General features: G+C 68.2%; 20 protein-coding genes. 8 read left to right on the top strand and 12 right to left on the bottom strand.

Translation table 11 applies throughout. The features are described from left to right. The first annotated feature begins 196 nt into the window (after positions 1-196). Together ACFQ91_RS01585 and ACFQ91_RS01580 are read left to right on the top strand one after the other, a co-directional pair. Positions 197-1,639, top strand: coding sequence for a sensor histidine kinase (locus ACFQ91_RS01585; protein WP_376872111.1), 1,443 nt, complete (start codon positions 197-199; stop codon positions 1,637-1,639). Next, positions 1,636-2,316, top strand: a complete 681-nt coding sequence (locus ACFQ91_RS01580; protein WP_198499612.1) for a response regulator transcription factor — start codon at positions 1,636-1,638, stop codon at positions 2,314-2,316. The genes ACFQ91_RS01585 and ACFQ91_RS01580 overlap by 4 nt, the downstream gene beginning before the upstream one ends. A 145-nt stretch (positions 2,317-2,461) precedes the next feature. Here the strand turns inward: ACFQ91_RS01580 and ACFQ91_RS01575 are convergent, their stop codons facing one another. Further along, a complete protein-coding gene (locus ACFQ91_RS01575) occupies positions 2,462-3,109 on the bottom strand; it encodes a hypothetical protein (protein WP_376872101.1) in 648 nt (215 codons plus the stop codon). A gap of 319 nt (positions 3,110-3,428) precedes the next feature. On the opposite strand from ACFQ91_RS01575, the gene ACFQ91_RS01570 reads away from it, so the two are divergent. The 4 genes from ACFQ91_RS01570 to ACFQ91_RS01555 all read left to right on the top strand — a co-directional run bounded on the left by ACFQ91_RS01570 (position 3,429) and on the right by ACFQ91_RS01555 (position 6,495). Further along, entirely contained in the window at positions 3,429-3,911 is a 483-nt protein-coding gene (locus ACFQ91_RS01570; protein ID WP_137825680.1) for a CarD family transcriptional regulator, read from the top strand. Beyond that, a complete protein-coding gene (locus tag ACFQ91_RS01565) occupies positions 3,908-4,858 on the top strand; it encodes a 2-C-methyl-D-erythritol 4-phosphate cytidylyltransferase (protein WP_376904038.1) in 951 nt (316 codons plus the stop codon). Before ACFQ91_RS01570 ends, ACFQ91_RS01565 begins: the two co-directional genes overlap by 4 nt. 93 nt (positions 4,859-4,951) lie before the next feature. After that, positions 4,952-5,431, top strand: coding sequence for a 2-C-methyl-D-erythritol 2,4-cyclodiphosphate synthase (gene ispF, locus ACFQ91_RS01560; protein ID WP_211978785.1), 480 nt, complete (start codon positions 4,952-4,954; stop codon positions 5,429-5,431). Beyond that, positions 5,428-6,495 carry a hypothetical protein gene (locus ACFQ91_RS01555; RefSeq protein ID WP_211978786.1) on the top strand — a complete coding sequence of 356 codons (1,068 nt, stop codon included), beginning with the start codon at positions 5,428-5,430 and terminating at the stop codon, positions 6,493-6,495. The genes ispF and ACFQ91_RS01555 overlap by 4 nt, the downstream gene beginning before the upstream one ends. Positions 6,496-6,555: 60 nt before the next feature. Here ACFQ91_RS01555 and ACFQ91_RS01550 read toward each other — a convergent pair whose 3' ends face one another. The 8 genes from ACFQ91_RS01550 to ACFQ91_RS01515 form a co-directional block, all read right to left on the bottom strand. Continuing rightward, positions 6,556-6,849, bottom strand: a complete 294-nt coding sequence (locus tag ACFQ91_RS01550; protein ID WP_249121010.1) for a transcriptional regulator — start codon at positions 6,847-6,849, stop codon at positions 6,556-6,558. Then, positions 6,842-7,330: a hypothetical protein gene (locus ACFQ91_RS01545; protein WP_249121011.1), complete on the bottom strand. Its 489-nt coding sequence runs from the start codon at positions 7,328-7,330 to the stop codon at positions 6,842-6,844. Before ACFQ91_RS01545 ends, ACFQ91_RS01550 begins: the two co-directional genes overlap by 8 nt. A gap of 131 nt (positions 7,331-7,461) precedes the next feature. Next, the gene (locus tag ACFQ91_RS01540; RefSeq protein ID WP_211979244.1) at positions 7,462-8,859 is read right to left on the bottom strand and encodes an amino acid permease; all 1,398 of its coding nucleotides are present in this window, start codon (positions 8,857-8,859) and stop codon (positions 7,462-7,464) included. Positions 8,860-9,058: 199 nt separating this feature from the next. Then, positions 9,059-9,424, bottom strand: coding sequence for a VOC family protein (locus tag ACFQ91_RS01535; RefSeq protein WP_137825675.1), 366 nt, complete (start codon positions 9,422-9,424; stop codon positions 9,059-9,061). Between the two features lie 208 nt (positions 9,425-9,632). Beyond that, complete coding sequence (locus ACFQ91_RS01530; protein ID WP_211978788.1) at positions 9,633-10,304, bottom strand: MBL fold metallo-hydrolase; 672 nt, start codon at positions 10,302-10,304, stop codon at positions 9,633-9,635. Continuing rightward, positions 10,304-11,395: an S-(hydroxymethyl)mycothiol dehydrogenase gene (locus ACFQ91_RS01525; RefSeq protein ID WP_211978789.1), complete on the bottom strand. Its 1,092-nt coding sequence runs from the start codon at positions 11,393-11,395 to the stop codon at positions 10,304-10,306. Before ACFQ91_RS01525 ends, ACFQ91_RS01530 begins: the two co-directional genes overlap by 1 nt. A gap of 258 nt (positions 11,396-11,653) precedes the next feature. Further along, a complete protein-coding gene (locus ACFQ91_RS01520; RefSeq protein ID WP_211978790.1) occupies positions 11,654-11,764 on the bottom strand; it encodes a methionine/alanine import family NSS transporter small subunit in 111 nt (36 codons plus the stop codon). Beyond that, complete coding sequence (locus tag ACFQ91_RS01515; RefSeq protein ID WP_211978791.1) at positions 11,764-13,353, bottom strand: sodium-dependent transporter; 1,590 nt, start codon at positions 13,351-13,353, stop codon at positions 11,764-11,766. The genes ACFQ91_RS01520 and ACFQ91_RS01515 overlap by 1 nt, the downstream gene beginning before the upstream one ends. Positions 13,354-13,530: 177 nt before the next feature. Here ACFQ91_RS01515 and cysS point away from each other — a divergent pair, with 177 nt between their 5' ends. Together cysS and rlmB are read left to right on the top strand one after the other, a co-directional pair. Next, positions 13,531-14,982 (top strand): cysteine--tRNA ligase, encoded by a 1,452-nt coding sequence (gene cysS, locus ACFQ91_RS01510; protein ID WP_211978792.1) that lies wholly within the window; start codon positions 13,531-13,533, stop codon positions 14,980-14,982. 65 nt (positions 14,983-15,047) lie between these two features. Beyond that, positions 15,048-15,989 (top strand): 23S rRNA (guanosine(2251)-2'-O)-methyltransferase RlmB, encoded by a 942-nt coding sequence (rlmB, locus tag ACFQ91_RS01505; protein WP_211978793.1) that lies wholly within the window; start codon positions 15,048-15,050, stop codon positions 15,987-15,989. 91 nt (positions 15,990-16,080) lie between these two features. On the opposite strand, the gene ACFQ91_RS01500 is transcribed toward rlmB, so the two are convergent. The 3 genes from ACFQ91_RS01500 to ACFQ91_RS01490 form a co-directional block, all read right to left on the bottom strand. Further along, the gene (locus ACFQ91_RS01500; RefSeq protein ID WP_211978794.1) at positions 16,081-17,565 is read right to left on the bottom strand and encodes an amino acid permease; all 1,485 of its coding nucleotides are present in this window, start codon (positions 17,563-17,565) and stop codon (positions 16,081-16,083) included. Between the two features lie 288 nt (positions 17,566-17,853). Next, positions 17,854-18,825 (bottom strand): SDR family NAD(P)-dependent oxidoreductase, encoded by a 972-nt coding sequence (locus tag ACFQ91_RS01495; RefSeq protein WP_376870111.1) that lies wholly within the window; start codon positions 18,823-18,825, stop codon positions 17,854-17,856. Between the two features lie 155 nt (positions 18,826-18,980). Further along, entirely contained in the window at positions 18,981-20,279 is a 1,299-nt protein-coding gene (locus ACFQ91_RS01490; protein ID WP_376870112.1) for a DUF4032 domain-containing protein, read from the bottom strand.

The raw sequence follows: 20,279 nt of genomic DNA, 5'->3' as shown, positions 1-20,279 counted from the left end.
CGCAGATCTCGGGATCGGCCGTGCTCGGACTGCTCGACAGTGCGGCTTGTCCCGGCAGGCACACTGACTTCAGCTTTCCATCGCCGTGTGAACGGCAACTGGCGGTTCGGTGAATTCCTCGCCAAAAGCCCTGTCAGCGGGTGAATCCGGTGCGACCGGCAAGCGGACTGCGCCTAAGCTTGTTCACGTGGATCTCTTGATTGTAGCGGTCCTGACCGGCATCGTCGGCCTGGGACTCGGCATAGCGGGCATTTTGGCGTTCCGTTTCAGCGAACGCTCCCGCGATGCTGCCGACCTGCATTCCGAAGACGATCTGCCCGAGGGCATCGCCGAGGTGCTCGCCGTCCTCCAATCGGCGGCGATCGTCCTCGACGCCGGCGACGACGTCGTCAAAGCCTCCCCGGCCGCCTATACGTTCGGCCTGGTCAGAGGGCATTCCCTGACGTCACCGGAGATGCTCGAGGTCGTCGAGCGGGTGCGCGCGCGGGGACTCATCGAAGAGATCGACCTCGAACAGAAGCGGGAGGCCTCCGACGCCGTCCTCCGCTACCTCCACGCGCGGATCGCGCCCCTGGGCACCGCGTTCATCCTCGTCCTCTGCGACGACCAGACCGAGTCGAAGCGCGTCGACGCTGTCCGCCGGGACTTCGTCGCCAACGTGTCCCACGAGCTCAAGACCCCGATCGGGGCGATGGCCCTCCTCGCCGAGGCGGTCACCGACTTCTCCGACGATCCGGCGGCGGTCGAGCGCTTCGGCGGACGCATGCAGCGCGAATCGAAGCGCCTCACCCAGCTCGTCCAGGAGATCATCGACCTCTCCCGCGTCCAGGACCATGCCGCCCCGTCGACGACGGAGAAGATCTCGGCCGCCGAGGTCATCGACGACGCCGCCGACCGCGCGCACACCCGCGCCGAGGCGAAGCGGATCCACATCGAGATCGCCCCGCCCTCGAGCCTCCTCGTCGAGGGCAACTACGAACTTCTCGTCAATGCGGTGCGCAACCTCATCGACAACGCGATCAACTACTCGCCCGACGGCACCCGCGTGGGCGTCGGCGTCGAACTCGTCGACGAACGCGTCGAGATCTCCGTGACCGACCAGGGCATCGGACTGTCCCGGCAGGACACGGAGAGGGTCTTCGAGCGCTTCTACCGCGTCGATCCCGCCCGTTCGCGGATCACCGGCGGCACGGGCCTCGGGCTGAGCATCGTCAAGCACATCGTCGCCACCCACGGCGGCGAGGTCAGGGTGTGGAGCCAGCTCGGCAAGGGGTCGACGTTCACGATCGTCTTGCCGCTGGCCGGCACGCAGACCGTCGCCGAGGCGACCTCGACGGCGCCTGAAGGGGTGCTGCTCGAGCATTCGGCGCAGGCCGGGGGCGACGCGGTGCGGGGCGAGGGCGACTCGGCGCGAGCCGGGAGCGAGCAGAACGCCGACGAACAGCCTGCTGACGAACGGACCGGTGACGAACAGTCCGCCGCCGGACAGCCCGCTGACGAACAAACCGGTGACGATAGGGTCGATGGGGACCCGGGGACCGCCTCGGCGGGCGGCGGTGACAACGGTGAGGGCCCGGAGGAGAATGGGACCGCCCAGGTTTTGCCCACTGGAAGCGAACAAAGGAAGCTCACGACGTGACTCGAATTCTGCTTGTTGAGGACGAGGACTCGTTCTCGGATCCGCTGTCGTACCTGCTCGGCAAGGAGGGGTACGAGGTGACCGTTGCCGATGACGGCCTCAAGGCCCTCGCGGAGTTCGACCGGAACGGGGCCGATCTCGTCCTCCTCGACCTCATGCTGCCCGGTGCCTCGGGCACCGAAGTGTGCCGCGAGCTGCGGGCGAAGTCGAACGTGCCGATCATCATGCTCACGGCCAAGGACTCGGAGATCGACAAGGTCGTGGGCCTCGAGCTCGGGGCCGATGACTACGTGACGAAGCCGTACTCCTCGCGTGAGCTCCTCGCCCGCGTCCGCGCGGTGCTGCGGCGCAACGTCGAAGCCGAGAGCTTCGACGATTCGATCCTCGAGGCCGGCGGGGTCCGGATCGATGTCGAGCGCCACGTCGTCTCCGTCCGCGGGGAGGAGCTGTCGATGCCGCTCAAGGAGTTCGAGCTCCTCGAGATCCTCGTCCGCAACTCCGGGCGCGTGATGACCCGCGGTCAGCTCATCGACCGGATCTGGGGCGAGGACTACGTCGGGGACACGAAGACCCTCGACGTCCACGTCAAGCGCCTGCGCGCGAAGGTCGAGCAGAACCCGTCCGAGCCGCAGCTGCTCACCACCGTCCGCGGCCTCGGGTACAAGTTCGAGGCGTAACGGGCCCAGAAGAGCACAGATCAGACCCGTACAGATACAGACCCATACAGATACAGAAGGAGCCGCTCACCTGAGGTGAGCGGCTCCTTCGTGCTGTGGCGCAGACTGTGTGCGCCGGGAGGCCGGTGCGGCCCGGCACGCGGCGTCAGCCGTTGGCGGCAGCGGTGCCTTCGGTCGCGGTCGTGCCCTCGGTCGACGTTGTGCCCTCGGTGCTCGCGGCGCCTTCGGTCGGGGTCGAGGTCTCGGTGCCGGTGCCCTCGGTCGAGGTCTCCTCGGTGGCGTCGTCGGTCGGCACCGCCGACGGCGACTCCGACGGGAGGTACTCCTCGTAGTAGGGGAGGACGTTGGAGAGCACCTGGGTCTCGATGGTCTGCTCCTGGCCGCCCGTGGAGACGGTGACGTCGACGAGGTCACCGGGCTTCGCGTCGATGGGGTCGACGATGAGCTGCTCGCTGTCGGTCGACTGGGGGCTCTCGGGATCCTGGATGAAGGTCTCGCCGGCGGGAACCGACTCGGAGAAGGAGTCTCCGGAGACCGCGACCGTGACGTCGGCCGCCTCGGTGCCCTTGTTGATGAGCGTGAAGAACAGCTGGGCCGGGCCCTCGCCGCTCTCGTCCATGATGAGCAGGAGGCCGCGCACCTCGACGTCGCCGACCGTTCCCCACGCGCCGTCGCCGCCGTTGTAGCGGTACTCAGCGGTCTGCTGGGGGGAGATCAGGCTCGCGCATCCGCTGACGGGGATGACGAGCGCGAGGGCGGCAAGTGCGAGAGCTGCGCGGTTGTGCCGTTTCATTGTGCTCCTTGAAGTGGCAATACAAGATCCGTCTGTATACTACCCGGTTTTTGACCAGCTGTAGAACCTTGTCTGTGAACTTCCCGAGGCGCTGACGCCAACACGAGTTGCCCGGCTGACGACGTGGCCGACGGTGACGAAGGCGACAACCTGACCGTTGTTCTCTGCGCGTCCGCTGGGAGGCCTGGGCCGCCTCGGCGAGATCCTGACGACTGCGGCCAAAAAGGCCGAGCCTAGCATGAGGAAACCCCATCCTGGACGATTTCTGTGGCGCGCCTCATGGTAAACTGGGATTCCGCGAAAGGGGTTTGAAGAGAATATGAGTTTCCAGGTCGGCGACACTGTTGTCTATCCACATCACGGTGCAGCGACAATCCAAGAAATCAGGCAACGAACCATCAAAGGTGAGGAGAAACTGTATCTCAAGCTCCAGGTCGCCCATGGTGACCTCGTCATCGAGGTCCCCGCGGAGAACTGCGATCTCGTCGGCGTCCGTGACGTCGTCGGCGAAGAGGGTGTGGAGAAGGTCTTCAACGTCCTGCGGGCGGAATTCGTCGAGGAACCCACCAACTGGTCTCGCCGGTACAAGGCGAATCTTGAGAAGCTGCAGTCCGGTGACGTGATCAAGGTCGCCGAGGTCGTCCGTGACCTCTGGCGCCGTGAACAGGACCGCGGACTGTCGACCGGTGAGAAGCGCATGCTGTCGAAGGCTCGCCAGATCCTCGTCTCCGAGCTCGCACTCGCGGAGAAGAAAGAGGAGTCCGAAGCCGAAGCGCTCCTCGACGAAGTGCTCGCGTCCTGAGCACCTGCGTCATCGTCCCGGCCGCAGGGTCGGGCACGCGCTTGGGGCACACCGAGCCGAAGGCCTTCGTCCAGGTGGACGGTCGCACTCTGCTCGCGCACAGTCTTGACGCCATCATCACCTCGGGAGTCGCCACCACGATCGTGGTCGCGGCTCCCGAGGTGTTTGTGTCCCTCGCCGAGGCGGAGGTCGCCGAGGTGCGCCGACGGTTCTCCGGGGGTGGCGGGTCCGGTGGTGCGGGGCTCGGTTGTAGTGCAGATGCCGACGGGGTTGCCGGCAGTGATGCGGGTGCCCACGGCGGTGCGGGTGTCCACGAGAACCGCGTCCCCCCGGAGGCCATCGAGATCATCGTCGTCCCCGGGGGCGCCGACCGCGTCGCGTCCGTCGAGGCGGCCCTCGCGGCAGCCGGTGACCCGGATATCGTCCTCGTCCACGATGCCGCCCGCGCGCTCACTCCGCCATCCGTGTTCGATCGGGTGACCGCTGCTGTGGCATCCGGCGCCGAGGCGGTCGTGCCCGTCCTGCCCATGATCGACACCGTCCGCCGGGCCGAGGAGTCCCCGAGGCGAATCCCGCTCGACGATGACGCCGATCTCGAGCCGGATCCACCTCGGGAACAGCCGATTCCACCTCAGGAGCACGCCGCCGAGGTCGAAGTCCTCCGCGGCGACCTCGACCGGGGGAGTCTGCGCCGGGTTCAGACCCCGCAGGGCTTCACCGCCGAGACACTGCGCCGCGCCCATGCGAGCTACCGGGAGGAAGTCCGGACACTCGGTGCCGGCGCCCGCGAGGCGACGGATGACGCGGGACTCGTCGAGCGCCTCGGCGTCGATGTCGTCGCGGTGCCCGGGGATGAGGAATCGCTGAAGATCACGTACCCGCTCGACCTCGTCCTCGCCGAGCACATCGCCCGCGAGCGCGGCCGGGCGCATCCCGCCTCGGTGTGAGAGCTCAGGCGTGCGCGCTGGCCGGCACCTATCCTGGAAGTCGACGACTGCCTCACCGCGCAGATGACTGCCTCACCGTTTAGGAGCCATGCGATGACCATTCCCCGGACCGGAATCGGTGTCGATGTCCATGCGTTCGCCGACGACCCTGACCGCGAACTCTGGGTCGCCGGCCTCCTGTGGCCGGGGGAGCGTGGCCTCGACGGCCATTCGGACTCCGACGTCGCCGCGCACGCGTGCTGTGATGCGCTCTTCTCCGCTGCCGGCATCGGCGACCTCGGTGCGCACTTCGGCGTCGATCGCCCGGAGTTCGCCGGAGCGTCCGGGGTGAGCCTCCTCGCCGAGGCGGCCCGACTCGTCCGCGCAGCCGGGTTCGAGATCGGCAACATCGCCGTCCAGGTCATCGGGAACCGCCCGAAGATCGGCAAACGGCGCAGCGAAGCGCAGCAGGCGCTGAGCCAGGCGGTCGGCGCCGAGGTGTCCGTGTCGGGGACGACGACGGATGCGCTCGGTCTCACGGGTCGCGGTGAGGGCGTGGCCGCGATCGCGAATGCGCTGGTGTACCGGCCATGAGAATCCTCTTCCAAGGTGCGGGCGCGGTCGGCCTCGCGGGCGCTGCGCTGCTCGGTCACCGGCACGAGACGGTCGTCGTCACCCGAACCCCGCTCGAGCGACCGCGGGCTGCCTATCCGCGGCGGGTGCGGTGGCTGGAGGCATTGAGCGAATCGGACACCGGGGAACCCGGCTGGAGTGTCACCGAGGTCGCCGCGACGAGGCGGGTGACGGTCACCGATTGGGCCGGCATCGACGACGCCAGCGGATTCCGGATCGCTGCGGCCGACGATGACACGGGCGCGTCGGGTTCCCTCGGGACCGGCGTCTCGGTGGCGCGGGCCCGCGCCGCTGCCCAGCACGGGAAGCGCACGCGCCGTCGCGTGCCGACGACGTGGGATCTCGTCGTCCTCACCACTCGACCGGGCGATCTCGACGCGGCGGTCGCCTCGGCGATCAGGGCCGTCGCCCCGCGGTGGCTGGCCATCACGAGCCAAGTCGACGGGGACGTCGACATCGCGAAGGGGCTCTTTCCCGGCGCCGAGGTCGTCGTCTTCTCCCCGGCGTTCCTCTCCGAACGGCTCGATGCCGGGTCCGGAATCGAGCACGGTCATGAGGTGCGGTTCTGGTCGCCGTTCGGGGCACCGGTCTTCCTCGCCGCCGGTCCGAAGCAACCGCTCCGCGCACTGGCGCGTGAGCTCGGTCCGGTCGTCATCACCGTGCCGCTCGACGTCCTCATCGCCTCACCGGCGCTCTTCATTCCGTACGTGGCGCAGCTGAGTGCCGGGGGAGGGAAGTGGGATCGGCTGCTCGATCATCTGCGGTTGCCGAGCGCTGCCGCCGCCGAGGCGGTCCGTGCCGTCACCGGAATGCCGGTGCCGGTCGTGCCGGCGGTCGCCCGCATGGTGCTCGAGGCTGCCGACCGGATCTCGCCGATCCCGATGCGTGAGTATGCCGGTCGCCATTTCGCCAGACACGAGGGCCAGACGCTCGCGATGCTCGACGGGTGGATCAGCGCGGCCCGCGAACACGAGGCATTGAGCGCGCTGGCCGATGAACTGCGGGAGCGCATTGGCGGGCGCTGAGAACTCAGCGCCCGCCGGGTAGGGACTGAAGCGTCAGTCCGGGCGAGTCGGGGGACGTCATCAGTCGTCGGCGTCGATGATGCTGCGCAGCGCGGCGAGGTGGGATCTGTAGGCGGAGAGACCCGCCGGTGTCAGCGACAGCCACTGCCGCGAGCGGCCGAGCCGGACGATGCTCGTCTCGTCGACGTAGCCTGCGTCGATGAGCTGTGACAGGTGCTTGCTCAGCGCCGATTTGGAGATGTCGAGGCGAGACTGGATCTCCCCGAATTCGATGCCCTTCGCCTGCGACAGCATTGCGCAGATGCGCAAGCGGATCGGGGCGTGGATGAGCGGATTGAATTCGGCGTCAGGCACTGCGGTGTCCTTTGCGCTTCGGCCAGTGCTTCTCGGCCGCGTCGAGGAGGACCGGGAGGAGGCAGAGAAGGCCAGCGATGATCGACCAGACACCGGACACGGTGTCTCTGTCATTGCCGAACAGTGACGCCACCACGGACGTCCCGCCGACAAGCAGCATCGCAATGCAGGCAAGTGTGAGGAGGACCTTCCACTGGATTCTGACGAATCGATACCCCTTCGGACACCACACATACCTCACGAGAAGAACGACCTGGACGACCATGGCAGCGGTGAGCGCGATGACCGCGCCGAGAGCGATCGCTGAACCGGGTGGTACCGCGAGGTTGGTCCAGGCGAAGCCGAAGTTCAAGGCTGCGCCGTACACGAGCAGCCACTTGGGGATGTGTCCGGAGGAGGTCTTCCTTTCCTCCCGGCGCGCAGCGAGGAGTGCTCGGCGCGCCTCTTCTCGGTCGTGGTCTGAGGTCTGTTGTGTTTCCATAGAGGAAACTCTACATCAATGTTTCCATGATGGAAACACAAAGAACGGCCCCGCACCGCGCTGACTGCGCGGTGCGGGGCCGACTCGAGGACCACCTCGGCGACGAGGACCGACTGATGCCCCTCTGACGGTCATACCTCGGCGACGATGCCCTTCGCCCGCTTGCGGCGGGTCACGGCGATGCCGATGAGGTAGAGGGCGGCGGTGAAGATGAGCGTGCCGATGATCTGGGTGCGGACAGATTCGACGGTGAGGCCGAGGATGATGATGACGGCGATGCCGGCCAGTGCCGCGTACGTCAGCCAGGGGAACAGCCACATCTTCAGCGGCAGCGGGGTGCCGGCGGCCTCGGCGCGGCGGCGGAGGATGAGCTGCGAGACGAGGGTGGCGACCCACGTGACGATGAGCGTCGAGCCGACGATCTGGAGGAGGATGCCGAGCACCTCGGCGGCCCAGAAGTAGTTGAGGGCGACGGCGATGAAGCCGAAGACGGACGTCGCGAGGACCGCGGCGACGGGAACGCCGCGCCGGTTCGTGCGGCCGAGGCCGGACGGCAGCATCGAGCGGCGGGCCATCGAGAACGACATCCGGGAGGCACCGTAGATGTTCGCGTTCATCGACGACAGCAGCGCGATGACGATGACGGCGGCGAGGAGGGAGGCGATGAACGGCAGGCCCGCGGTGTCGAGGACGGCGACGAACGGCGAGTCGGCGAGGCGGGGATCGGTCCAGTCGAGGACGAGGACGATGATCGCCACCGAGCCGATGTAGAGGAAGAGGATGCGCCAGACGATCGTCTTGATCGCCTTCGACACCGAGCGGCTGGGGTCGGAGGTCTCGGCGGCGGCGACGGCGACGATCTCGATGCCGCCGAAGGCGAACGCGACGACGAGGAGTCCGGCGGCGACACCGGGGATGCCGGTGGGCATGAAGCCGTCGGCGAAGATCTCGGTCGGGGGAGCCGCCGGGGTCCAGCCGAGGAGGTGGGCGATACCGAGGACGACGAAGAGCGCGACGAAGGCGACCTTGATGAGGGAGAACCAGAACTCGAACTCGCCGAAGCTGCCGGAGGTCGTGAGGTTGATCGCGGTGAAGACGACCATGATGATGAGCGCGAGCACCCACTGCGGAACCGACGGGAGGTAGCCGGCGACGATCTGTGCGGCGGCGGTCGCCTCGGCGGCGACGACGAGGCACAGCTGAACCCACCACAGGGCACCGACGGCGAACGCGGCGGCCGGGCCCATGGCCTTGCCGGCGTAGTGGGAGAAGGCGCCGGGGTTCGGGTCGGCGGCGACGAGCTCGCCGAGCGCCCGCATGACGAAGATGACGATGAGGCCGGCGACGACGTAGGACACGAGGACCGCGGGCCCGGCGGCCTGGACTCCCGCCCCGGAGCCGACGAAGAGGCCGGCGCCGATCGCCGAGCCGAGGCTCATCATGACGAGGTGGCGGGGCCGCATTCCGGCCTTGAGGCCGGAGCCGTCGGGGGTGGGCTGAGGGCTGGTGTAGGCGGAGTCGGCGGTCACCGGCGACTGCGAATGTGAATCAGGCACCAGAGCAGTCTAACGGGCGCAGGGTGATGCCCGTCTCACGGGGTGGGGTGTGCCACGGTGATCCGTCGTTGTGGTGTAAGGGGTGTTGGGCTCGGTCGTCGTGGACTGTGTGCGGGGCTCAGTCGTCCCGGACGTCAGGCGGGACTCAGTCGTCCCGGACGTCTGGTGGAGGTCAGTCGTCCTGGAGGTAGACGAGGCCGTTGCCGTCGGGGTCGGTGAACGAGAACATCGGCGGGACGCCCGGCCACCGCAACACCTCGTCGTTGTGGATCGTCACGCCGGCTGCCGAGATGCGCTCGTGCGCCTCCTCGGCGTCGGGTGTCTCGAGGCGGATGGCGACGGGGATCTGACTGCCCTGCGGGATGAGGACGATCGCGATGTCCGACCCGGGCGGAGCCACCTCGACGATCCGATTGCCGGGCATCGGCTCACCGTCGTAGGTCACCGAGCATCCGAGGACGTCGGTGTAGAAGCGGGTTGCCTCGTCGAGGTCGCTGACGGGGACGGAGACGCTGATGATTCTGCTCGTCTTGGCCATGAGACCAGTGTGGTCGACGCACCGCGCGGTGTATAGGGGTGTGCGCGGCGGGACTGCCGCGTGTGCGACGGGACTGCCGTGCATCGCGCAGGTCTGACGCGGGCTGAATGCCGAAGCGCCGCGACACCGTTTCAGCGGCGTCGCGGCGCTTCGGCAGCCGGGCGGAGTCTTCGGGCACTGCGTCGTCGGGCACTCCGCTGGAGGAAACTCAGCTCCCTCGCTTGATCCACTCCTCGAGGCTCGGCTTCTCCGCCTCGATCGACGTCGACTCGCCGTGGCCGGTGAGGACGATCGTCGGATCGGGCAGAGCGAAGAGCCGGTCCCTGATCGACTCGATGATCGTCTCGAAGCTCGAATGCGACCGCCCCGTCGCTCCGGGACCACCGTTGAAGAGCGTGTCCCCGGAGAAGAGCACCGGCCCGACCGCGGACCCCGCCCCCGCCGATGCGGGAACCGGCAGCCCGGTCTCGATGAAGAAGCTCGTCGACCCGGGGGAGTGACCCGGCGTGTGCAGCGCCCTGATCGTCACCCCGCCGACCCGCCACGTGTCGCCGTCGGAGATCTGCCCCTCGGGACGGTAGCCCTCATAGGTCATGTCCCAGAGCACGTAGTCATCCGGGTTGAGGTAGATCGTCGGATTCCCCACCCGGCTCGCGAAGTCACGGACAACGCCGACATGGTCGTCATGACCGTGCGTGAGGAGGATGGCCTTGACCTCTCTCGGTCCGACCGCCTCGGCGATGGCATCGACATCATGGGCGGGGTCGATGACGATGACCTCCGACTGATCCCCGACGATCCAGACGTTGTTGTCGACATCCCAGGTCCCGCCGTCGAGCGAGAACGTCCCGGACGTTACGACATGATCGATCCCAGCCATCAGACCTCCACCACCGATCGCAGCACGGTTCCCTCTTCCATCTTCGCGAACGCCGCCTCGACGTCGCCGATGCCGATCCGCTCGGTGACGAACTTCTCGAGCGGCAGTCGCTTCTGCTCATAGAGGTCGACGAGCATCGGGAAGTCGCGCTCGGGCAGGCAGTCGCCGTACCACGACGACTTGAGACTGCCGCCGCGACCGAACACGTCGAGCAGCGGCACGGTGAGCTCCATCTCCGGGGTCGGCACACCGACGAGGACGACGGTGCCGGCGAGATCGCGTCCGTAGAACGCCTGCCGCCACGTCTGCGGCCGACCGACCGCGTCGATGACGACGTCGGCGCCGAAGCCGTTCGTCCGCTCCTGGATCGCGGCGACGACCTCGTCCTCGCTCATCCCCTTCGTGTTCACGGTCTCCGTGGCGCCGAGCTCCTTCGCCCACTCGAGCTTCCGGTCATCGATGTCGAGGGCGATGATCGTGCCCGCCCCGGCGAGGAAGGACCCGGCGATCGCCGCGCAGCCGACTCCGCCGCAGCCGATGACCGCGACCGACTTGCCGCGCGTGACGCCGCCGGTGTTGATCGCCGCACCGATGCCGGCCATGACTCCGCACCCGAGCAGACCGACGACCGCCGGATCCGACTCATCGACCTTCGTGCACTGGCCGGCGGCGACGAGCGTCTTCTCCGCGAACGACCCGATCCCCAGGGCCGGGGTGAGTTCGGTGCCGTCGGTGAGCGTCATCTTCTGCTCGGCGTTGTGCGTGTTGAAGCAGTACCACGGCTCCCCGCGCTTGCACGCGCGGCACTCGCCGCACACGGCGCGCCAGTTGAGGATGACGAAATCGCCGACCTCGACGTTCGTCACCCCCTCGCCGATCTCCGAGACGACCCCGGCCGACTCGTGTCCGAGGAGGAACGGGAAGTCATCGCTGATCCCGCCCTCGCGGTAGTGGAGGTCCGTGTGGCAGACCCCGCACGACTGGACGTCGACGACGACCTCACCGGGGCCGGGATCGGGAATGACGATGTCGGTGAGCTCGACCGGTGCGCCCTTGCTGCGTGCGATGACGCCCTTGACAGTCTGTGGCATTGCGCCTCCTAGGGGTGATCGGTGCGCGACCGCGACGGCTGCGCGCCGATGGGGGTTCGTACGCTGCCCACCCTAACCACGCGACGCAGCCTCCGACCACCGCGTCCGCATCGTGTGACGACAGCGCGACCTCCGTGGGATCGGCGTGCGCAGGTGCCTGTCGCCGAGGTGGGGTGACGTGTGCGCGCATGCGAAGCGGGGCGCCTCCCGAGGATGGGAGACGCCCCGCTGGCGCGGATCACATGCGTGAGTGGGTGATCAGTCGACGTCGGTGTCCGGATGCCTGCGCAGGTGCACGATCGCTGCGGCGAGCCCGCCCCAGACCGTGACCATCGCGATGATCATCATGATGACGGCTGACGGTTCCATCAGTTCCCTCCTCGTGTGGTCTCATCGGCGGCATGCCGACCGGTGTGGTGGCCCTTCTGCTCCTCGGCGACGGAATCGGCGATCGCCGCGTCCGCCTCCTCGATCGTCTTCCTCGGCCACTTGATGAGCGAGAGGACGACCGCGATGACGATGAGCAGCGCGATCATGCCCCAGCCGAAGACGCCGATGACGAGCGCCGGGTATTCCTCGTAGCCCTCGGTGGCGTAGGTGATGATCTGGGAGATGAGCATGTACGCGAGCACCAGAGCGGTGACACCGCCGAGGATGATCATCCAGAACCAGCCCACCTTGAAGCTCGAGATCGCATTGAGGTGATCGCGCAGCACGGGCAGCTTGCGGGCGAACCAGCCGACGACGATGAGTCCGACGACGGCTGCGCCGACGATGCCGATGTTGTTGGCGAAGGCATCCATCGTGTCGAGCACGTAGAGGGCGGTGACGGTCGACATGAGCAGGATCGAGATGATCGCCATGGCGCCGCCGACGAGGAGGATCGAGGCCTTGTTGCCGATCCCGAACTTCTCGCGCAGCGCCTGGATCGGCACCTGGACGATCGAGATGAGCGAGGTGAGGCCGGCGAAGACGAGGCATGCGAAGAACGCGAAGCCGAAGAGTCCGCCGCCGGGCATCTCGGAGATCAGGGTCGGGAAGGCGACGAACGCCAGCCCGATGCCGCTGGTCGCGACGTCCGAGACCTGCGAACCCGACGCTGCGGCCATGAAGCCGAGGGCGGCGAAGACGCCGATGCCGGCGAGGATCTCGAAGCCCGAGTTCGAGAACGCGACGACGAGGCCGGAGCCGGTGAGGTTCGTCTTCCGCTTGAGGTACGACGCGTACGTGATCATGATGCCGAACGCGATCGACAGCGAGAAGAAGATCTGCCCGTAGGCCGCGATCCACACCGTGGGATCCGACAGTGCGGAGAAGTCCGGGGTGAACAGCGCGTTGAGGCCCTCGGCCGCGCCGGGCAGGAACAGCGCGCGGATGACGAGCGCGAGGAAGAGGATGATGAGCAGCGGGATGAAGATCTTCGAGAAGCGGGCGATGCCTGCCTGCACGCCGCCGAGGAGCACACCGAGGGTGATCACCCAGACGACGATGACGAGGATGAGGATCATCGGCACGAACTCGAAGGAGACGCCCGGATCGCCCATCTGGAGGAAGCTGCCGAAGAAGTAGGTCTCCGCGTCATCGCCCCACGCCTGGTTGAGCGAGAAGAACATGTACGCCCCGGCCCAGCCGATGATCGCGGCATAGTAGATGCCGATGACGACGGCCACGCCGGTCTGGAACCAGCCGATCGGCTCGGCGACCTTCGTCGCCATGCGGAACGCCAGCGGCGCCGAGCCGCGGGAGCGGTGGCCCATCGCGTAGTCGAAGAAGAGCAGCGGGATGCCCGCTGTCAGCAGTGCGACGAGGTAGGGGATGATGAAGGCGCCGCCGCCGTTCTCATACGTGACATACGGGAAGCGCCAGATGTTGCCGAGGCCGACTGCCGAGCCGATGGCCGCGAAGATGAACGCGCCGCGGGTGGCGAAGACCTCCCTCTGGGGTGTGGTGGTAGACATGATGACCTTTCGTAGTTCACCGCCGGGAGGCGACGATGCCTCCTGCTTGCGGATGATCGACTTCCATTTTACTGGGAATTGCTTGTGAGTGGTGGTGCGCATCACGTGTCGCGGGTCACAATTCAGCACCGAATGGTCTCGGTTCGGGAGTGATCCATCCCCGGTAGACTTGGGCGGGTGACTATCGCCTTGTACAACACCGCCACCCGCACGACCGAAGATCTCCGGCCCGTCATCGACGGCCACGTCGGGATCTACGCGTGTGGTGCCACGGTGCAGGGCGAACCCCACATCGGGCATCTGCGGTCTGCCTCGGTCTTCGACGTGCTCCGACGCTGGCTGCTCTACCGCGGCTACGACGTCACCCTCATCCGCAATGTCACGGACATCGACGACAAGATCCTCTCGAAGTCCGTCGAAGAAGGACGGCCCTGGTTCGCCCACGCCTACCTCTACGAGCGCGCCTTCACCGCTGCCTACGACGCCCTCGACGTCCTCCCGCCGAGCTACGAGCCCCGGGCCACCGGCCACATCACGGAGATGCACGAGCTCATCAGCCGCCTCATCGAGGCCGGGCACGCCTACCCCGCGCTCGACGACAGCGGGGACGTCTACTTCTCGACGACCTCGTGGCCCGACTACGGGGAGCTGACGAACCAGCAGCTGGCGGACATGGAGCCGGCCGAGGACTCGGACATGCGCGGGAAGAAGGATCCCCGGGACTTCGCGCTGTGGAAGGCGCACAAGCCCGGCGAACCGGAGACCGCCTCATGGCCGTCCCCGTGGGGACGCGGCCGCCCGGGCTGGCACATCGAATGCTCGGCGATGTCGACGAAGTACCTCGGGTCGCACTTCGACATCCACGGCGGCGGCCTCGACCTGCGCTTCCCGCACCATGAGAACGAACTCGCCCAGTCCCGCGCCGCCGGTGACGAGTTCGCCAACATCTGGATGCACTCGGGCCTGCTCAACGTCGGCGGGGACAAGATGTCGAAGTCGCTCGGCAACTCCGTCTTCGCCTCCGACCTCTTCGCCCGCTTCAGCCCGCTCGCGGTGCGCTACTTCCTCACGAGCGCGAGCTACCGCTCCGTGCTCGAGTACTCGCCCGAGGCGATGGAGCGCCAGACCGCCTCACTCGAGCGACTCTCGAACTTCCTCGACCGGGCCCGGCAGGCGCTCGGGGATAAGACACCGCCGCTGCCGAACGTCGCAGCCGCCTACCGCGACCGCATCATCGACGTCCCCGTCGAGTTCGCCGCCGCCCTCGACGACGACCTCGGCGTGCCCCGCGCGCTGTCCGTCGTCTTCGCCCGCGTCACCGAGGGGGCGAAGCTCCTCGACGCCGGTTCCGACAAGCCGGAGCTGGCCCGGATCGTCGCCGAGGTGGAGCTCATGCTCGACATCCTCGGCGTCAACCCCAGCGCCGAGGTGTGGGGCAGTGCCGACGGCAGCGCCCCGGCCGCCGCCGCCCTCGATGCGCTCGTCGGCGACCTCGCGAGCAAGCGGATCGCGGCGAAGGCGGAGAAGGACTATGCGCAGGCCGATGCGATCCGCGATCAGCTCGCCGCCGCCGGTGTCGCGATCGAGGACACGACCGACGGTTACCGTTACCATCTCAAGAACAGCTGAGACCGCGGACGCGCCCGGGCAGGCCCGGGCACCGCACCCAGCACCGACGAACCAAGAGGACTGACATGGCTTCCAACCCACGCTCCGGCGGGTCGAAGAAGAAGGGCCCGCCCAAGGGATCCGGCGGCAAGCACCGCCGCAGCCTGCAGGGCAAGGGGCCCACGCCCAAGGCCGAGGACCGCGTCTACCACAAGGCGCACAAGGCCGCGCAGGCGAAGCGGGCCGCCAACGCCTCGGCGCAGGCGAAGCGGAAGAAGAAGGAGCTCGGGCCGAACATGGTCGCCGGGCGCAACTCCGTCGTCGAAGCACTCCGTGAGGAGGTGCCGGCGACCGCGCTCTACGTGGCCAGCCGCATCGACTCCGACGACCGGGTCAAAGAGGCGATCAAGCTCGCCTCGGCCCGCGGCATCTCGATGCTCGAGGCCAGCCGCTCCGACCTCGACCGGCTCACCGACGACGCGATCCACCAGGGCATCGCCCTGCAGATCCCGCCGTATGACTACGCCGATCCCCGCGACCTCCTCGAGTTCGCCGCCGACCGGGGCGAGGCTCCGCTCATCGTCGCCCTCGACGGCATCACGGATCCGCGCAACCTCGGCGCGATCGTCCGCTCCGTCGCGGCCTTCGGCGGGCACGGGGTCATCATCCCCGAACGCCGCGCGGCATCGATGACGGCGGCGGCCTGGAAGACTTCCGCCGGGGCCGCCTCGCGGATCAAGGTCGCGCAGGTCGTCAACCTCGCCCGCGCGATCGACGAGCTGAAGAAGCAGGGCGTCTTCGTCGTCGGCCTCGACATGGACGGCGACGTCGACCTGCCCGAGCTCACCTTCAGCAACGACCCGCTGTGCATCGTCGTCGGCTCCGAGGGCAAGGGCCTCTCACGCCTCATCGCCGACAAGTGCGACCAGATCGTCTCGATCCCGATCGCCGCGACGACCGAATCGCTCAACGCCGGCATCGCCGCAGCCGTGAGTCTCTACGAGGTCGCCCGCGCCCGTCGGGCGTGAGCGTTTTCAGCCACCGCCCGGGCGCTGCCGGCCCTCTGGGCGCCGAGCAGATGCGCCCTTCGGGTGACCGCCGCAAGGGTGAGAGCGTCCCTCAGGCGTCGAGGCTCGTGCGGTAGTCCTGCTCGCTCATCGCGCCGACCCGGGAGTGGCGGCGGCTGTAGCCGAAGTAGATGAGCGCCCCGACGAGCATCCAGATGCCGAAGACCGCCCAGGTCACGCCGCCGAGGTTGAGCATGAGGAACGCACAGGCGAGTGCGCCGAGCACGGGGATCGTGTACCCCAGCGGTGCCTTGAAGGTCCGCTCGAGCTGCGGCTTCGTCACGCGCAGGTAGATGACGGCGACGTTGACGAGGCAGAACGCGAAGAGCGTGCCGATGCTCGTCGCGTTCGCGAGCTCGCCGAGCGGGATGAGCGCCGCGGTGATCGCGACGAGGGTGCCGGTGACGAGCGTGCCGACGAGCGGAGTGCCGGTGCGCGGGGAGACGACGCCGAAGAGGCGCGGGACCATGCCGTCGCGCGACATCGTCAGCAGGATGCGCGACTGTCCGTAGAGGACGGTGATGACGACGGAGAAGATCGCGAGCACCGAGGAGGCGGCGAAGAGGAAGACCGCGAAGTTCGACTGCGTGATCTCATGGACGATCTGGACGAGCGGAGCCGTCGAGGTCTCGAACCACTCCCACTCCCTGGCGCCGATCGCGGTGACGGCGACGAGGACGTACATCGTCGTGACGATGACCATCGAGAGGATGATCGCCCGCGGCAGATCCCGCTTCGGGTTCTTCGCCTCCTCACCGGCGGTCGAGGCGGCGTCGAAGCCGATGTAGGAGAAGAAGACGACCGAGGCCGCCGCCGTGACTCCGGCCGCGCCCATCGGCAGCAGCGGTTCGAAGTTCCCGGCCTGGAACGCGGTGAACGCGACGATCGAGAAGAAGACGAGGATGCCGATCTTGACGAACACGATGATCGTGTTGACGATGCCGGACTCCTTCGCCCCGCGCATGAGCAGGATCGTGGCGAGTGCCACGACGATGAGGGCGGAGAGATTGATGACCCCACCAGGCTGCTCGGGCCCCGAGGCGAGTGCCGGGGGCAGCTCGAGTCCGAAGATCCGCAGCGTCTCGTTGACGTAGTCGGCCGCACCGACGGCGACCGCGGCGACGGACACGGCGTACTCGAGGACGAGGCACCACCCGCAGACCCAGGCCACGCCCTCGCCGAGAGTCGCGTACGTGTACGAGTAGCTCGACCCCGAGACGGGCACCATGCCCGCCATCTCCGCGTAGCTGACGGCCGAGAGCAGTGCCGTGACACCGGCGAGGATGAACGCGATCCACACCCCGGGCCCGGCGATCGGCACGGCCTCGCCGAGGATGACGAGGATGCCGGTGCCGAGCGTCGCGCCGACGCTGATCATCGTCAGCTGGAAGACACCGAAGGTGCGCCGCAGCTCCTTCGAGTTCGCATCCTCGGTGTCCTTGATCATGCTCGTGATCGACTTGCGTCGTCCCAATTGGCGGACGATTCCTGTGCCCTGCCCCGACGGTGGGGCAGGCGTGTGCTGCGGAGAACTCATTGAGCCATTGTCACATGTCGTTCACAGGCCGCTGACACCGAGGTTTGATCGTGATCGGGGTGAACCGCCTCACACCTGGGACGACGCCCGCAGTGGACGGGTTCGATGAGGTTCAGATCACATTCGCCGAGGCGGTCGGACCGATCCGGTCAGGCAGGGTGTGGTCCGTGGAGAGTGACGCAGGGGGTCGTCCTGGGGTGATCGTGCAGGGAGCGTCGTACCGGACGGCCGTCCGGCGAGGGACTGGCGGGGCAGTGGTGGTGGACGGGCGGTTCCGGAGGGATGGGCTCACACGTCGGGGGTGAACCGTCCGTCGTGGGCCATCCAGCCGCCGTCGACGAGCTGGGAGGTGCCGGTCACGTACGAGGACGCGTCGGAGGCGAGGAAGAGAACCGGTCCGGCGATCTCGTGGAGGCGGCCCCACCGGCCCAGCGCCGTCTTGTCCGCGTAGGCCTCCCACCACGTCTCGTCGGCTTTGATCTGCTGCGTCAGGGGAGTGTCGAACGGGCCGGGGAGGATCGCGTTGACCCGCACGCCATCGGGGCCGAGTTCGCTCGCGAGCGTCTTCGTCAGCTGGACGACCCCGGCCTTCGCCGCCGCGTAGAGGCCCTGGCCCGGTTCGACGGTGAGCGCTCTGAACGACGCGTAGGTGACGATCGACCCGCGCCCGCGCTGCGCCATCTGCGCGCCGAACCCGCGCATCAGCCGGTAGGTGCCCTTGAGGTTGATGTCGATGACCCGATCGAACTCGTCGTCGGTCGTCGCCGTCAGGCGTTTGCGGACGTTCGCCCCGGGGGTGATGACGAGGACCTCGGCATCAGGGTGGGCGGCGACGAGCGCGTCGACGGATGCCGGGTCGGTGATGTCGACGACGGCGGCCTCGGCGCTGCCCCGGTCCTCCCCGCGGGCGCCGTCCGAACGGGCATCGCCGGCCCCGCCCTGTGTGTCAGCCGCGTGCGCGCCGAGCCCGTGTCGCCCGCCGCCCGAACCGGCCCCGCCGGCCGTGTCGTCGTGTCGGCCCGCACCGTCGTGCCGGCCCGTGCCGGTGCGCTCGGTGATGAGGCGGACGGTCTCGGCGGCGCCGTCGGCATAGAGGTCGGCGGCGATGACGTGGGCGCCGGCATCGGCGAGGCCGAGCGCGCTCGCCTGCCCGAGCCCGGACCCGGCACCGACGACGACGGCGGTGCGCCCGCTGAGGTCGAACAGCGAGGGGATCGACGGATTGGCCGCGTTCGTCGGCATGGTGGGATCCGGGGTCATCGGAGGTCCTTTCCGTCCGGCATCGTCGCCGGTCAGGGTGCGGTGGTGCGCGCCCGCGAGGTGCCTGCCCGCGGGTGCCGTTGCGCTCACCCTAGTTCACCTCACCGAGGTTCGCCCTGCCGTCCGCGTCACCGCCGCCGCGTCCGCGGGGCACCTCACCGCGGTGGGGGCTGGACGTACCGGGATTCGTCGGGCAGCTTCGCGAGATCGTCCATGATGAAGTACGCGATCGCCTCCCGCAGCGGGATGTCGCGCTGCCGGGCGTGGGCCATGACCCGCCGGTGCTCGGCGAACTCGTAGAAGATCTGCCCCGCTTCGAGCTTGTTCATCAGGCTGTCCGGGATCGCTCCGAACAGCGGCTTGTAGACCTCGTCGAGCCAGATCCGCGCGGCCTCCTCCTCGCTCAGCTCCGCATGGTGCTCACCCGAGCCGTGCGCACCCCCGGTGAACCCGGGAGCCGTCCGGTACGAATCGAGGTCGTTGAGCATCGCCCGCGCCTGGTTCTCGTTCGCCCCGATCCCCGTCAGCCGCAGCAGGCGCCGGGAATGGTGGTTGGGTTCGACGACCTTCGGTTCGACGAGGAGGCTGACCCCGTCGAGGTCCGTCGTCACCGTGAGCTCGCCGAGGTCGAAGCCGAGGTCGTTGAGCCGACGGATCCGCTCGTCGATGCGCCACCGTTCGTTGACGGAGAACTCCTCGACTCGGGTGAGCTCGGCCCACAGGCCGTTGTACGCCTCGTAGAGGCGGTCGCCGGCGGCGAGCGGATCGACCGAGGCCTCGATGAGCCCGGCGGCCTGGAGGTCGAGGAAGTCCCCGGCGATGTTCGTCCGCGCGATCCGCAGATCCATCTCCCGCTGCCCGTCGGACAGGCGGTCGTGAAGCTCCCCGGTCTCGGCATCGACGACGTACGCGGCATAGGCGTCGGCGTCCCGCCGGAAGAGCGTGTTCGACAGGGAGACATCGCCCCAGTAGAACCCGACGAGGTGGAGCCGGGCGAGCAGCACGGCGAGAGCGTCGACGAGGCGACCGGCCGTGTCCTCGGCCAGCGACCGGGAGAACAGCGCCCGGTACGGCAGGGAGAAGTCGAGGTGCGAGGTGACGAGCGCCCCGGGCAGAGGTTCGCCGTCGGGGGTGCGGCGGCCGGTGATGTAGGCCCGCGGTTCGACGCTGGGCACGTCGAGGTTCTCGAGCACGCCGAGGATGTCGAACTCCCGCAGCGCCTGCCGGTCCTCGGTCTCCTTGATCGCGAGCACCTCGGCGCCGTTCTCGATGAACCGGACGATGTGCCGGGAGATGCCGCGGGGGATCCCGCCGATGATGTCGGCCGGCCAGTCCTCGAGCGGGAGCTCCCAGGGCAGGTCTGCGAGCGCCGCCTGGTCGGCGGGGTCGATGGTGTGGATGAGCGGGCCGGTCTCGGTCGGGGGAGTGGCCGATGCGCCCGGGGAACCGGGCAC

Origin of the sequence: Brevibacterium sp. NPDC056726 (assembly GCF_042790515.1) — a bacterium.
GTDB lineage: Bacteria > Actinomycetota > Actinomycetes > Actinomycetales > Brevibacteriaceae > Brevibacterium > Brevibacterium sanguinis.
Note: the sequence above shows the minus strand (reverse complement) of the source record. Positions and strands in the feature narration are given on the sequence as shown.